The 14,196-nt window shown below is 60.4% G+C and carries 9 protein-coding genes; 5 read left to right on the top strand and 4 right to left on the bottom strand.

Going from position 1 to position 14,196, the window contains the following annotated elements:
- Window positions 1–132: 132 nt before the first annotated feature.
- From GA0071312_RS10325 to brxL, 4 genes are all read left to right on the top strand, one after another.
- Window positions 133–2,856, top strand: a complete 2,724-nt coding sequence (locus GA0071312_RS10325) for a BREX-1 system adenine-specific DNA-methyltransferase PglX (RefSeq protein ID WP_074444905.1) — start codon at window positions 133–135, stop codon at window positions 2,854–2,856.
- Between the two features lie 174 nt (window positions 2,857–3,030).
- A complete protein-coding gene (locus tag GA0071312_RS10320; protein ID WP_238947175.1) occupies window positions 3,031–3,438 on the top strand; it encodes an endonuclease domain-containing protein in 408 nt (135 codons plus the stop codon).
- 237 nt (window positions 3,439–3,675) lie between these two features.
- Entirely contained in the window at window positions 3,676–6,018 is a 2,343-nt protein-coding gene (gene pglZ / locus GA0071312_RS10315) for a BREX-1 system phosphatase PglZ type B (protein WP_074444903.1), read from the top strand.
- A gap of 1 nt (window position 6,019) precedes the next feature.
- Complete coding sequence (brxL, locus tag GA0071312_RS10310) at window positions 6,020–8,077, top strand: BREX system Lon protease-like protein BrxL (RefSeq protein ID WP_238947174.1); 2,058 nt, start codon at window positions 6,020–6,022, stop codon at window positions 8,075–8,077.
- Window positions 8,078–9,333: 1,256 nt separating this feature from the next.
- Here the strand turns inward: brxL and GA0071312_RS10305 are convergent.
- From GA0071312_RS10305 to GA0071312_RS10295, 3 genes are read right to left on the bottom strand one after another with little or no spacing between them, the layout of a single operon-like run.
- Window positions 9,334–9,891, bottom strand: a complete 558-nt coding sequence (locus GA0071312_RS10305; protein WP_074444901.1) for a hypothetical protein — start codon at window positions 9,889–9,891, stop codon at window positions 9,334–9,336.
- On the bottom strand, window positions 9,884–12,169 hold the full coding sequence (locus GA0071312_RS10300) for a PriCT-2 domain-containing protein (RefSeq protein WP_074444900.1): 2,286 nt from the start codon (window positions 12,167–12,169) through the stop codon (window positions 9,884–9,886). Before GA0071312_RS10300 ends, GA0071312_RS10305 begins: the two co-directional genes overlap by 8 nt.
- A gap of 42 nt (window positions 12,170–12,211) precedes the next feature.
- On the bottom strand, window positions 12,212–12,496 hold the full coding sequence (locus tag GA0071312_RS10295) for a hypothetical protein (RefSeq protein WP_074444899.1): 285 nt from the start codon (window positions 12,494–12,496) through the stop codon (window positions 12,212–12,214).
- A gap of 291 nt (window positions 12,497–12,787) precedes the next feature.
- Between GA0071312_RS10295 and GA0071312_RS10290 the strand changes: the two genes are divergently transcribed.
- Entirely contained in the window at window positions 12,788–13,528 is a 741-nt protein-coding gene (locus GA0071312_RS10290) for a hypothetical protein (RefSeq protein ID WP_131817771.1), read from the top strand.
- A 223-nt stretch (window positions 13,529–13,751) separates the two neighbouring features.
- Here the strand turns inward: GA0071312_RS10290 and GA0071312_RS10285 are convergent, their stop codons facing one another.
- Complete coding sequence (locus tag GA0071312_RS10285) at window positions 13,752–14,192, bottom strand: VOC family protein (protein ID WP_074444897.1); 441 nt, start codon at window positions 14,190–14,192, stop codon at window positions 13,752–13,754.
- Window positions 14,193–14,196: the final 4 nt, after the last annotated feature.

Raw genomic sequence — 14,196 nt, 5'->3', positions numbered from 1 at the left:
CTGTCCTCCACCGATGCGACCCTTTCTGCACCCCCCTCACCCCCAACCCCTCTCCACGAGGGAGAGGGGAGCCGCCTGCATGAAGGGCGCGCCCGCATCTCCCCTCTCCACGAGGGAGAGGGGAGTAGCGGCGTGTGGCGGCCTGCCGCCGGCACATTCCCCGGCTGGCCGCAGGCGGCGCGGGAGATCACCATGCTGGATCCCTGCATGGGGTCGGGGCATTTCCTCGTCTTTGCGCTCGATATCCTCGTGGCCCTGCGCAAGGCCGAGGAGGGGCTTGATGAGGAGGCGGCTGTCATGGCCGTGCTGGCCGACAACCTGCACGGCCTCGAGATCGACCCGCGCTGCACCCAGATCGCCGCCTTCGCGCTGGCGCTGACGGCGTGGAAACGCATCGGTCGCGTGCGTCCGCTGCCGGCGCTGAACCTCGCCTGCTCGGGACTCGCCATCGGCATGGGCCGGGCCGAATTCATCAAGCTCGCCGAAATGATCACGGAGGCCGAGGGCTTTGCCGGGGGCGATGCCGATCTGATGGGGCGCGCGCGCAATCCGATGGAAGAGCAGGCGCTTGCCCGCCGGCGTGGCGGTCTGGAGCGGCTCTACGACCTCTTCGCCCAGGCCCCGGTGCTGGGCTCCCTGATCGACCCCCGCCGGGCGCTCGGCGATTACGGCGACATCCTCGCCGAAGGTTTCGACGGCCTCGCCGAGGTGATCGGCAAGGTGCTCGACAAAGCCGGCGGCGATCCGGATACCCGCGAGGCGGCAGTGACGGCGCAGGGGCTGGCCAAGGCGGCGGAGCTGCTGGGGCGACGGTTTACGCTGGTGGCGACGAATGTGCCGTATCTTGTTCGCGGGCGACAGTCCGTCAAATTGAGGGAATTTCTCGATACCTATCATCGAGAGGCACGCAACGATCTTGCCACGGCCATACTGGGGCGCTTCAGCAGTGCTCTGAAAGCCTCCGCCACGGTTGCTGTTGTTAAGCCAAGTTCATGGCTGTTTCTCGGCGCCTTTAGGAAGTTCCGATCAACTGCTGTAAAGCGGATGCGTCTCAATTTTGTTGCTAGGCTCGGCCCCGGCGCTTTCGAAACCATCGGTGGGGCTGTGGTAAATGTCGCGCTCGTTTCGCTAAGCTCAAGACTGGCTGAACAGAATGACGCTTTCCTCTCCGTCGATGCGTCCGATCAAGGACAGATCGTTGAAAAAGAGTTCTCATTGATGTCCGGTGAGATGGCATTCCCCATTCAGTCGGCGATCGCCTCAAACTCTGATGCAATTATCACCCATGAAACATCCGCAAATCGAGGGCCTCTTTTATCTGCTTTTGCAGAAGTTCTGCAGGGCGTCGGCTCAACCGATATGTCTAGATACACCTTCTATTTCTGGGATTTGAGCGAGGTTTCTTCTAGCTGGCAGCCACAACAGTTTAGGCCGGATGTGCAGGGCGGCTGGTCGGGCTGCTACAGCATTTTGCGTTGGGAGAATGGAAAGGGACCGCTCGCCGAAATTCAGACCGCTCACAAAGGTCTCCGCGCCTACGGGTGCCGGGGCGTCGGCTTGTCGGTAACCGGATCGATGCTTTTCTCCTTCTTTGGAGCCGCCCGGTTCGACTCGGGTATAGCGGTAATTCTGCCTCGGGCCGAAGAGCATTTACCGGCAATAGCTGCTTATACATCAAGCGAGGAATTCAAGGAGAACGTTCGAAAAATCGATCAAGCACTAAGCGTCACCGAAGCATCATTTCTGAAAGTCCCCTTCGACCTCCCCCACTGGCAACGCATCGCTGCCGAAAAATACCCCAACGGCCTCCCCAAACCCTATTCCAACGATCCCACGCAATGGCTCTTCGACGGCCACCCGCGCGGATCGGCGGATCCGAACAATCCCGACGCGGATGGCAACCCGACGCGGCCCGGCATGGCGGAGCATCCGTTGCAGGTCGCGGTGGCGCGGCTGCTCGGTTATCGCTGGCCGCGCCAGACGGGCTCGTCCTTCATGGATTGTCCGGCGATCGACGCGCCCGACGAGATCGACGCGTCGGGGCGGGTCGATGCGGACGGGATCGTCTGCCTTGCTTCGCTCGCCGGCGAGGCCGGGGCGGCGGAGCGGCTGCGGGGCGTGTTGCAGGCCGCCTGGGGGGCGGATTGGGGCGAGGGCGTCGTGCGCGCCTGCCTGCAGGCCGAGGAGGCGCGGGCTGAGGATCTCGAGGGCTGGCTCGCAAACGCGTTTTTCGACGGTCATTGCAAGCTGTTCCACCAGACGCCCTTCATCTGGCACGTCTGGGACGGGCTCGCCGGCGGGTTCTCGGCGCTGGTGAATTACCACAAGCTCTGCGGCCCCGATGGCGGCGGGCGGCGTCTTCTGGAGAAGCTGCGTGATACCTATCTCGGCGAATGGATCGCCCGCCAGCGCCGCCTCGTCGCGGATGGCGACGCGCTTTCCGAGGAACGCCTCGCCGCTGCCGAGCATCTGCGCGGGGAACTGACGAAGATCATCGAGGGCGAGCCGCCCTACGACATTTTCGTGCGCTGGAAGCCGCTCGCGCAACAGCCCATCGGCTGGGAGCCCGATATCGACGACGGCGTGCGCCTCAACATCCGCCCCTTCCTCACGGCGCGCCCGCGCAACGCCCGCGCGAAGAAGGCCTGCATCCTGCGGGTGACGCCCAACGTCAAAAAGCACACCGGCGCCGATCGCGGCACGGAGCCCTATCGCGAAAAGGCGGATTATCCGTGGTTCTGGGCGCAGGACCACGATGTCGAGACGCAGGATTTCACCGGCGGGCCGGAATTCAAGGGGCGGCGGTATAATGATTTCCATTATACGCGGGCGTTCAAACAGGCCGCACGGAAATGAAGCGCACTCTCCCCTCTCCCTGGTGGAGAGGGGCTGGGGGTGAGGGGGGATCAGAATGAGGCACGGGGGTGATGACGAGGATGGCATTGACGGGCGAGATCAATCCTGCACGCCCCTCACCCCCGCCCCCTCTCCACGAGGGAGAGGGGAGATTGGCTGCTTGGGGAGAAAGTGATGCCGACACGCTATCGTGACGATCCGGAAGCGGCGCCAATGCCCCGAGCGAAAGCGCGGGCGCGTGCCATGCGTCGGGAGCCGACAGAGGCGGAGCGGCGGTTGTGGTGGCATTTGCGGCGAGGGATTCCCTTGCGCGGGACGAGCTTCCGGCGGCAAGTTCCATTGGGGAATTACATCGCGGATTTTTGCTGCCTGAAGGCAAAACTCGTCATCGAGGTCGATGGCGGACAGCATACCACGGATGCAGGAGAGGTTTATGATGCGGCAAGAACGCGCGTGCTGGCCGGACAGGGCTTCACCGTCATCCGCTTCAGCAACACGGAAGTACTGCAACAAACGCAAGCCGTTATTGATACGATCTACGCGCGACTGGCCGAGAGATGTCCGGAGTGCGTTGAAGAATGAAACTGCCGGGCGATGACGGGGGCGCTCCCCTCTCCCTGGTGGAGAGGGGCTGGGGGTGAGGGGGGATCAGAATGAGGCACGGGGGTGATGACGAGGATGGCATTGAGGCCGGTGATTTATCCTGCACGCCCCTCACCCCCGCCCCCTCTCCACGAGGGAGAGGGGAGTTCTGGCCCGCCCTTCATGCAGGGGCGTGCCTCTCCCTGGTGGAGAGAGGAGAAGAAGTGAGGAATGGTGATGACGCGCCCGGCTACCTTCGTTGACGGTCTCGCCAATGCCCTGCTGGGCGCAGCCGATGCGTTCGAGCGCGGCACGCATTGGTCGGCGGCGTTGCTGTGGCCGGATCCGGAGCGGCAGTTTACCGCCGTGTTTCCACGCTTGCGGGAAATGCTGGCGGCGCGCGGGGTCGCTCTCTACCAGTTGGGAGATTACGCGCCGAAACAGGGAACCGGCCCGGCAATCTGGCTGCGCTGCCTGATCGATACCGATCTCCCGGGCGCTTCGCCGGGCGAGGGTATGGTGCCCGTGATCCTGCTTCCCGATATCACCAGCACCGCGCTCAAGCATCCGCAGACGCTGCCGCGCACGGTGCGCCCGCTGGTCGAGCTGCAATATCGCGGCGAGGTTTTTCGCAACCGCCGTCAGGCACGCGACTGGAATGTCGGGCCGTTCCTGCGCTCGCCCGAGCAGGGCCTCGGCCTCGATGTCGCAACCGACCAGCGCACCGATGAAGCCGCCGCCGCCGCGCTGTCGACCCTGCTCGATTATCCCCTCGTCGACCTGCCCGACCGCAAGCTGACGGCAGAGGACTTTCATCGTCTGATCGAGCCCGACGAGGTGCGAGGGCTGTTGCTGTGGATCTCCGATCCCGATGGCGCCAGGACGGGCCGGAGCGCGGGCGAATGGGCAAGCTTCAAGGCGCTCATTCGCGCAACATATGGAATCGACATTGATGCCAAAGGCGCGCGGCAGCAGGCCGTGACACGCCTGAGCAAGGGCGAAGGCGCATGGGGGCGGGTTCTCGCGCGGCTCGATGACGCTCCGCAACAATGGCGCAGCATCTGCGAGTTGATGCGCGAAGCCGAGCCGAAGCAGGATGGGCTGTTCGATGAGCCGGCGCCTGGCACATCCGCGGACAATCTGCATCGCGAAACGCTGCTGGCGGGTGAACTGGAACGGGCGGCGGATCTCCCGCATGCGGAAGCCGCCGCCCGTATCGTCGCCCTCGAAGACCAGCACCGCCCACGCCGCGCCACGCGCTGGGCGCGTCTCGACGAAGCACCGCTCGCCATGGTGCTCGAACCGCTGGCGCGGCTTGCCGCCGGTATTCGCGAGCCGTTGCCGGGGGGAGACATTCCCGGAATCGCCCAAGCCTATGCCGACGAGGGCTGCGCGATCGACATGGCCCTCATCGACGCCCTTGCAACTGCGGGCGCTCACGCGGCACTCATCGGCAAGATTGCCCGGGCACTCTATCTGCCCTGGCTCGAAAATCTGGCGACCCGCTTTCGCCAGGCAGTGGAGGAAGCCGGCGCATCGGCGCGTCCGCAGCCGATCAAGGCGGAGCCAGGCACCTGCATGCTCTTCGTCGATGGCCTGCGCTACGACCTCGCGCGCCGCCTCGTTGAGCGTCTTGGCGCATCGGAAAGCCTGCGCCTGTCGTGGCGGCTGGCCCCCGTCCCCACCATCACCGCGACGGCGAAGCCGATTGTCACCCCCGTCGCAGATCAGATTGACGGCGCCGGACGCGTTGCCGATTTCCTCCCGCTGGAACGATCAAGCGGCAGACCCGCCACGACAGATACCCTGCGCGCGGCCATGACGGCACGCGGCATCGATGTCATGCGCGGCAACGATCTGCGTGGTCCCTCCGGAGCGGATGCAATCGGTTGGAGCGAATGCGGCAATCTCGACAAGGACGGTCATGCGATGGGGGCGCGACTGGCGGCGCAGGTAGCCGGTGAGATCGAGGCCATCGCCCATCGCGTCGAGGCCCTGCGGCGCGCCGGCTGGGCCCGCGTGCGCATCGTCACGGATCACGGTTGGCTTCTCGTCCCCGGCGGCTTGCCGAAGGCGACGATTGCGAAATCGATCATCGAGACCGCCTGGTCGCGCGTGGCGCGTCTGGGCGATGGAGCCGCACCAGAGGTTCGAACTGTTCCCTGGCACTGGGACGAGAGCATACGGATCGCAGTCCCCCCCGGCGCGAGCGCGTTTCGCGCAGGGGAGGAATACGCGCATGGCGGGCTCTCGCCGCAGGAATGTGTCATCCCCGATATCCTCATCGGTGAGGAGGGAGGTGCGAGCCGGAATGCGGCGGCGATCGGGAGCATCGCGTGGCGTCGCTACAGGCTGACTGTCGTGTTGACGCGCGAGGCTCCCGGGCTCGAAATCGAAGTGCGCCTGTCCGAGCGCGATCCATCGACCCGGGTCGCCGCAGAGCGGATCGGGGGCGAGGGCGAACGGATCGAGTTGCGCCTTGATCCCGACATGGACGAAGAGACACCCGTTGTCGTCGTACTGACCGATCCTCACGGGACGGTCGTCGATGCACGCAAGACGAAAATCGGAGAACGCTGACGTGAGCTTCACACTCGATCGCCTGGACGACATCGGCTCGCGCGCCTTTGAGGGCTTCGTCGTGCGCAAGGATCTGGTTCGGCGCTACGCCAAGGCCTATCCGGTACCCGCCTATGTCGTCGAATTCCTGCTGGGACGCTACTGCGCCTCTACCGACGAAGCGGAGATCGCGGAAGGGCTGGAGATCGTCGAGAAGCAACTGAAAGACCGCTGCGTTCGTACCGGGCAGGAGGAAGTCTTCAAGAACGAGGCGTTCCGTAAAGGGTCAGTGCGGCTGATCGACGTGATCCGCGCCCGACTCGATGCAAAGAACGCGTGTTACGTCGCAGAACTCCCCAGTCTCGCCCTCAGGGATGTGCGCATCCCCGATGCCATGATCGAGGAAAACGAGCGCATGCTGATCGACGGCTTTTACGCGGAGATCACGCTCTCCTACGACAGCGTCATCGCCCAGGAGAAAAATGGCCGCCCCTTCGGCATCGAGGCAATGCGTCCGATCCAGATGTCGCGCTCGGATGTGCTCGACACGCTCTATGCCGGGCGCCGCGCCTTCGACACGACTGCCGACTGGATCGATTTCCTGCTGCGTTCGACCGGGCTCGAACCATCCGCCTTCGATGAGCGCGCCAAGCGGGTCGCCCTGCTGCGCATGATCCCGTTCGTCGAGCGTAATTACAACTTTGTCGAGCTTGGCCCGCGCGGCACCGGCAAGAGCCATCTGTTCCAGCAGATTTCGCCCTATGCCCACCTGATTTCCGGTGGCAAGGCGACGGTGGCCCGGATGTTCGTGAACATGGCCAACGGCCAGCGCGGCCTCGTCTGCCAATATGATGTCGTCTGCTTCGACGAAGTCGCCGGCATTTCCTTCGATTCGAAGGACGGCGTCAACATCATGAAGGGCTACATGGCCTCCGGCGAGTTTTCGCGCGGCAAGGACAGCATCCGCGCCGAGGGCGGTATCGTCCTCGTCGGCAACCTCGACGTCGATCTGGAGCAGGCGCAGCGCTTCGGGCACCTCCTCTCGCCGCTCCCGCCGGAAATGCGCGACGATACCGCCTTCATGGATCGACTGCATGCCTACGCGCCCGGTTGGGACTACCCGAAGCTCGACCCGCGCGCGCATCTCACCGATCATTTCGGCCTGGTCTCGGATTTCCTCTCGGAGAGCTGGACGCGCCTGCGCTTTTCGTCGCGCGCGAACGTCCTCGACGGACGTATCCACTTTGGTGGCGCGCTTTCAGGGCGCGATATCGAAGCGGTGAGAAAGAGCGTCAGCGGGCTGGTCAAATTGCTGCATCCCGATCCCGCAGCGGAAGTTCCCGATCAGGATCTGGAGTGGATCGTGCGGCTGGCGCTCGAAAGCCGCCGGCGGGTTAAAGAACAGCAGAAACGCGTGTTCAAGAGCGAGTTCAGGAACACGCTGTTCAGCTACACGCTGGGTCTCGACGGTGTTGAGCAGTTCGTCGCGACACCCGAGCTGCATTCGGACGAGGCGATTGATGCCGAACCGCTCCCACCCGGTCAGGTTTGGGCGATCGGCCCCGGTGGCAACGAAACCGGGCCTGGGCTCTATCGTATCGAGGTGACGGCCCAGCCGGGTGCGGGGCTGCGCATCCTGAACCATCCGACGCCGCCGGCCTTTCGCGAAAGCGTCCGCGTGGCGGAGCAGAATCTCTATGCGCAGGCCAAAGGTCTCATCGGTGATCGTGATCCGCGCGCACATGAATTCACCGTCCAGCTGCGGGCCATGGATGCGGACAGGAGCGGGGCGTCCCTTGGTGTTCCCACGCTCGCCGCCCTGTGTGGCGCCATGCTCGGCAAGAATACGCGCGGATCGACGATTATTGCCGGTTCTCTCGCGCTCGGCGGTTCAACCGAGCCATTGCCGAGCGCGATCCGTATTGCCGAGCTGGCAGTCGAGAAACAGGCACAAACGCTACTTCTTCCGGTTTCCGTTCGACGGCAGCTGATCGACCTCCCTGATGAAATCTGGACGAAGATTTCGATCGAGTTCTACCGCGACGCTGCCGATGCTGCCTTCAAGGCGCTGGAGGATTAGCCATTTGTGAAAAAGCCCCGAGTCGAAGCCCACACCTGCTTAGTTGGTGATGCGAATTCAATCTTTAACTACGGGCGTCGCCAAACAAGGCGTCGTCGATCAGCGTCTCGATACCCGCCCAAGCCCTGTCGAGACTCGACGCCGGGTCGAGACGCGAGTTAAAGGCCCCAACGGTCCCAGATCGGTGCCAGCATGAACGATCCCGACCCTGCATTTGTTCGCTCAAAGCTCTACTTCTGATCGAAAAATGTCTGTGTAAACCCTTATGACTTGCGTATGACCTCTTTCCTTTCGGTCGCGCGTTGCCGTGGCGTGGCCCCGATGATGTGTGGCAGCTTGAACCAGTCCGCCTTGTCTTCGCCGTTATCGACCTCGTCATTCTCCGTGTTGCCCGCCACCCGCATGATCGATCAAGCTTAGCCATGTGAGCCCTTGCCGCGTATCGCTCGCGCCCCTGAGCCTCGCGAGAGCCGGAATCATCGGGGCGGATTCGTATCGGCGCATTTATCGGGCGCGCTCCTGCCCTGTCGCCTAGTTGCGCCCTGGTATCGGGCCGGTGATATCGCCTGGTAAATCGGTGCACGAATTCGCATGGGAAAATTCCAATCGGGTTCGTTTCAAATGAATCATAAATTCTAGTTGCGAATAAGTTGCAAGTGCATCTGGATTGAATCGATATTGCCTTGAATGCGTGATGCATTTGAAGTGACTTCGCGGGAACGTGTTAGCGGCGCGTGAAGGTTAAGCGGGCGTTAATGGGCATGAGACAAGTTGAGACAATGCCTTGCCGTTTGAGACAGGTTAACACGCGCTTAAAGAGTTTGAGACAATTTGACCGTCGCTCCGGGTCCTTCCTGCGGGGATACTCGGTCGCGGGGGGCGCTGAGCCCCGGTGTTTGACAGTTTTTCGGCTGAAAATCCTTATTTTTGTCCGCTCACACCTCGAATTTTTTATTTTTTAAAGATACACACAGATACACAGGGTGTGTATATATAATTTGGATCTAAGTTATTGATATATATATAGATATTATTATATATACACAGATACACACCCCCACACCCTTTTTTGAAATCACACTCGAATCCACCCTCGAAAGCCCCCCACAGGCACCCCCTGTGTATCTGTGTATTTGTGTATATATACGCCTCAAACCTGTACGCCATAAGGGTTTGAAAGATACACACCCCGTGTATCAAGTGTGTATGTATAAAAAAAGCCCGCCGAAGCGGGCCTTTTCGAAAATGTCAGGGATTTAAACGTAGAACTGGACATTCCCTTTTTCGTCCCACCTCGTTTTCACCTTATATTCCTCTTGCAGAATACGAGAGACCTGTGCTGCGTCATGCACTGAGATAATCCGGAGCGGCAGCGACCGTCTCATCAACTCGTCCCTCGAAATTCCATCCGATCCCGCATGCCCAATCATCAACGAAAGTGCTTCCGCGATTTCTCTCAGATCGTCGATATGAACCCCGTCCTCAGTGACCTCCTGATCAGCCTTCACATAGTAGAGCCATGTGCCGATTGATTGGATAAATTTCACCTGGACTCCATAATCACGTTGAAGTCGGGCGATGACCACCTCCCGATCATCTCTACTGAGCTTGCGGAATGACGCGCATCGCGCAGCCAAACCTCTCTTATATATACCATCTTCACCTTCCAGCTTGATCACCTTTAGGCATTCCCTACCAGCCTCATCCAGGGCGCGGTCATGCTCGGCGGCTTCATTCACTTCTGGGCTGAAAAAGGCTTTCCGGACCTCCTCAAGAATCTCAGACGCGTCGATTTTCAACGTGATCTCACTCATCACTCTCTCCTTTTGCTATGTAAATGGCTGTTGACCGTCCGCGCTTTGATTTACTCTGGACCCTCCTGACTCCGTGGACGCGCAGAAGCCGGTCGATGACCTCCTCGCGATCCCGACTTTCGAGGTTGGCGAAGGGGCGACACCTATTCAGCAACACGCCTTCGCTAACCCCCTTCGGGCCGAAGCTGGCGATCTTCTTTGCTACAGTCTCGGCAATGGGATCGAGGCGATGCCTACCGACCTGCGTTACGAACTGCTGTGCGAAGCGGTCATCGCAGTGCTCGACGAAATCGCTCGCCCATTTGATGTGGTTCAGTCCGATTCTGCTGCGCCTGTCGCTGAGCGCAATGAAGAGGGACAGGCGCATGGCCTTCTCGCGCGTTCGCCCCCAAAGCCCTTGGAAGCCGCTGCCGTCGCGCTTCATCCTTCGCATTTTGCGGGTGTAGCGCTCATCGATCATGTCGAGGTAATCCGACGCCTCTTTCGTGAACGGGATCACCTCGGGCTCAGGCGGATTCTTCGGGTCCATCAAGTCTCCGATGGTGCCAATCTCGTCTTCCCCCTCGGCATAGGCGCTGAAATGCTCTCTGATCCATGCGGAAACGGACTTCGGCACCTCCTGGGGGAGAGCGTTATTTTTCTTCACGTAGTCGATATCACTCTGCATGAAGATGAAGCGGTTGAGGAATCCGTCATTTACATCCTCAGCACCGAGGCTTTTGTATAGAACCTCCGGCGTGGTGAGGCCGAAATAGGTAAGCGCGGGTCTTACGACATATCGACCTTCGGTGGCCTCGATCTGTTCCGGCGTCTTATGCATCGTTGAGTAAGATTTTGGGGCCATCCGCCCATCAGCACGTCCGAAAATCTCCATAAGGGTAGATTGCTCGTCGGCTTTATTACTGTCCCCGCTTTTGCGTGAACTCATGAGGTAGCGACCGAACTCGTCGGTGATGGTGATGTGCTTCGGCTTCCGCAAAAGGGCCGAGATCACGCCTGCGTTTGACGTATAGGATGAGTAGCCGATGAGTTCCTCGGCCCCGCCCGCGACCAGCGCCTCCTCGATCGTCTTCTTGATGTGTTCCTTACCGGCAGCCGTCTCCGCGATGGCGGCGAAGAATGCGCTGCTGTAATTGTCCCTATCAGTGACGAAGCCGCGACCGCAGACGACGGAGCCGAGCGCCAGGGCGGCGAGAACGGCCAATTGCGGCTGTGGAACCTTCGCCGTCGCCATGTAGTAGTCCACGAAATCGCCCAACACGCCGGGCGGCTTCCACAAGTGCTTCGGAAGCCTGATGAGGTGTTTGAGGGATTCGAAGTCGATGGGGTCGTCGTCGCCCTCGACCGGCTCAACCTCCTCATCCGGCAAGTCCTCGAACTCGTCGGCGATCTCGTCGTACTGCGCCTCGTACTCGGCCTCGCGCGCCTCTTTGGCGATGGTGCGCATCGTCACGAGGCTGCGGCGGTCGGTCTTGAACGTCTTCCACTGTGCCCGGTTCTCGCGCTTGTCGTAACCGCGCCCCTGTTTCGACCACCGGTCAAAGAGCACCCACCCGTCGTCGCCGAACTCATGCTTGAGGGCCATGCCGACCCTGAGCCATGTGTCGCGGTCGTCGGCCCAGGGCTGCACCATCTCAAGCATGTGCTCGGCGTCGCCGAGGCTGAGCCCGAGAGGCTCGATCGAGCCGGTCTCGCCGCGCTCGGTATCTTCGATGCGCTCCTCGATCTGATCGGCGTCGATCTCGGGCAGATGGCGCTCGTCGAACTCTTCCTTCCACCGGTATCTCTTGGCCGTGTCCGGATGGATCGACGGCGGAAGCGCAACCTGCTTGCCGGTGCCGAATAGCTCGACCTCGGCGCACCTCACCGACTTCCCATCGACCTTCTTCGCTTCGTCGCTGCGCCAGAGCTTTTTGCTGTGGAGAGGTCGGTCACAGAGGAAATAGAAGTGGCGCGACTTGCCGCCGCTGCCGCTGATGACGGTCGGAAATTCCGAGACGTTGAGACCCGTGATGTGCTCGATGGCGTCGATTGCGTCGTCGAGGTAGAGGTCGTCGCGGATATCCATGTCGATGACGTGGAGGTAGAGCCCATCCACCTTCGACGGCTTGCCCAGGCGCACGCCGACGTTCATCCCTTCGCGGTATTTCCGCTTGAGATCGGCGTAGCTGAGGGTCGGTAGATTGGTCCAATCGGCCTCGACCGGGCGCTTTGTCCGCTCACGCAACCAGAGAAGTGAGAATCCCGCTTCTACGAGCGGCTTTATGTCTTTCAGCACCGCATCACCCGTTCTGTCCCCCGAGAATCACAGAACGATTCGTCAGTCTTTCATGACGAAAGGGATGAGGTCTTCCAGCGTAATCAGCGATCCGCTGAGGCGAGTGAGCGGAACAGCCTGCTTCTGAGGAAGGAAATCTTCCCTGACCCAATTGTAGAAACCCTGTGGCGCGATCCTAAAATCGTTGCACAGTCGCGTGACCTTCAGTGTATACGGCGTATTTACGTGCCGATATTCAGGCAGCTTCTCGTAGAGAAGGGCAAAAAGCTTGGATTCCTTGTTGATTCTCTTGTGCCTCTTCCCAAGGCCGGTGCGGTTCGATGTCATTGGCTTCCCAATCAATCAATTGCCCACTTCATGTTTAAATATCACTTATAAAGTGATTTATGGAAAGAGTCGCCTCCAAACTCCAGATAATCAACAGGTTGATTGAATCGCACTCTTTAAGGCCTTAAAGTTCTATAATTCCTACATAATTTACCGCGTGGACTGCTCTTCAGTCGCGCCTGAGAGTGCAGTCGCATGCACGCCTAAAAATCCGTTTCACAAGTTAAACTTGACTTTCATAATTTGATGCGCGATTGAATCGATGATCGAACCCGGTCAAAAGGATCGACAATGAGTCCCATCAATGCACCCGACCACGAGTTTTCACACCGTATGAAAGTGGCCCTCGAAGGCAACCCGAGAATCCCCGAGAAAAACAAGGGCATGTTCAGTTGGGTGAGGAACGAACTCCGTGAAAAACATGGGATCGAGGTCACCCTAGAGACCGTGAGAAAATGGTATGCAGGGACCATACGACCACGAGCGAAAAAACTTGAGGCGCTTGCAGAGATATTGAGTGCCGACACCGCATGGCTCGCCCATGGTAGCACGATCATGCAGGACACCCTCGACACCGCGAGGCACCGCGCCTCGTCACACGGAGCCATCAATGTGGTTGCCGGTCTCCTGCAGATCGAAGGGGTGAGTATCGCCTTCCCGGAGGACGAGAATGAAGCGCAGCGAAGCCATTTCTTTGGAATCCACCAGGGGCGCCATAGTGGGGTTTTCGTATCCCACGGCCAGAAAAGGGCCGGGGCCTACCGTTTCGAGTTCCCGAGCGTTGGGGAAAAGGTGAAGCTCGTTTTCACCATAATCGATGAGGAAGATGAGTTTCGCATGTTCATTCCTGCTGAAGCCGATATCAGGGAGGATGCGAATTATCGAGGCGGCTTCTACACAATTTCGGCGATGCTCAAGGGCCATGAGATGCTGATGAACGACAAACTCCTGCTGCAGCTTGCCAAAAAGGCGTCCCTTATTTTTAAGGAACCGGTACCTCAAATGAACAACGAGCGCCGTGATACGCGGTGAGACAACCTGAGACAGATTGAGACATCAAACCGTTGCTCAGTAAAGATTCGTGAGACAGGGTGCGACAGGGTGATACGCGATGACACAGGGCTTTCCCTCCCCGCTGGGGAGGAAGGCCAGGACGCGCGCTCCATGAAGGGCGATTTCCCTGCCCAGCAAACCATGGATGGAACATGCCCACCATCCGCCGCGCGACACATCCGCGCGGCGGCGGGGCGTTGCCTCACCAGCTCCCGGTATTCTCCATCGAGGCCCAGGGTTCCTGCGAGGGCAGCGGCTCGCCGCGTTGCAGGAGTTCGATCGAGATCCCGTCCGGCGACTTGACGAAGGCCATGAAGCCGTCGCGCGGCGGGCGGTTGATGGTGACGCCTTGGTCCATCAGCTTCTGGCAGGTGGCGTAGATATCGTCGACGCGATAGGCGAGATGGCCGAAATTGCGCCCGCCACCATATTCATGCTCGTCCCAGTTATAGGTGAGTTCAAGCAGCGGCGCGCGCGTCTCCTGGGCGCGTTCGATATCCTTGTCGGCGGCAAGGAAGATCAGAGTGAAGCGCCCCTTCTCGTTCTCGACGCGACGCATTTCCGTCATGCCCAGCTTGTTGCAGAAGAAATCGAGCGCCTTGTCGACATCGCCGACGCGGATCATCGTGTGCAGGTATTCCATGGCC

The sequence above is a fragment of the Saliniramus fredricksonii genome, assembly GCF_900094735.1.
GTDB classification, from domain to species: Bacteria; Pseudomonadota; Alphaproteobacteria; order Rhizobiales; family Beijerinckiaceae; genus Saliniramus; species Saliniramus fredricksonii.
Note: the sequence above shows the minus strand (reverse complement) of the source record. Positions and strands in the feature narration are given on the sequence as shown.

Excerpts from the sequence above, each read along its gene's own strand:
- GA0071312_RS10290 (WP_131817771.1), top strand. The coding sequence starts at position 12,788 with ATGAGTCCCATCAATGCACCCGACCACGAGTTTTCACACCGTATGAAA.
- GA0071312_RS10320 (WP_238947175.1), top strand. The coding sequence starts at position 3,031 with ATGCCGACACGCTATCGTGACGATCCGGAAGCGGCGCCAATGCCCCGA.
- GA0071312_RS10285 (WP_074444897.1), bottom strand. The coding sequence starts at position 14,192 with ATGGAATACCTGCACACGATGATCCGCGTCGGCGATGTCGACAAGGCG.
- pglZ (WP_074444903.1), top strand. The coding sequence starts at position 3,676 with ATGACGCGCCCGGCTACCTTCGTTGACGGTCTCGCCAATGCCCTGCTG.
- GA0071312_RS10305 (WP_074444901.1), bottom strand. The coding sequence starts at position 9,891 with ATGAGTGAGATCACGTTGAAAATCGACGCGTCTGAGATTCTTGAGGAG.
- GA0071312_RS10295 (WP_074444899.1), bottom strand. The coding sequence starts at position 12,496 with ATGACATCGAACCGCACCGGCCTTGGGAAGAGGCACAAGAGAATCAAC.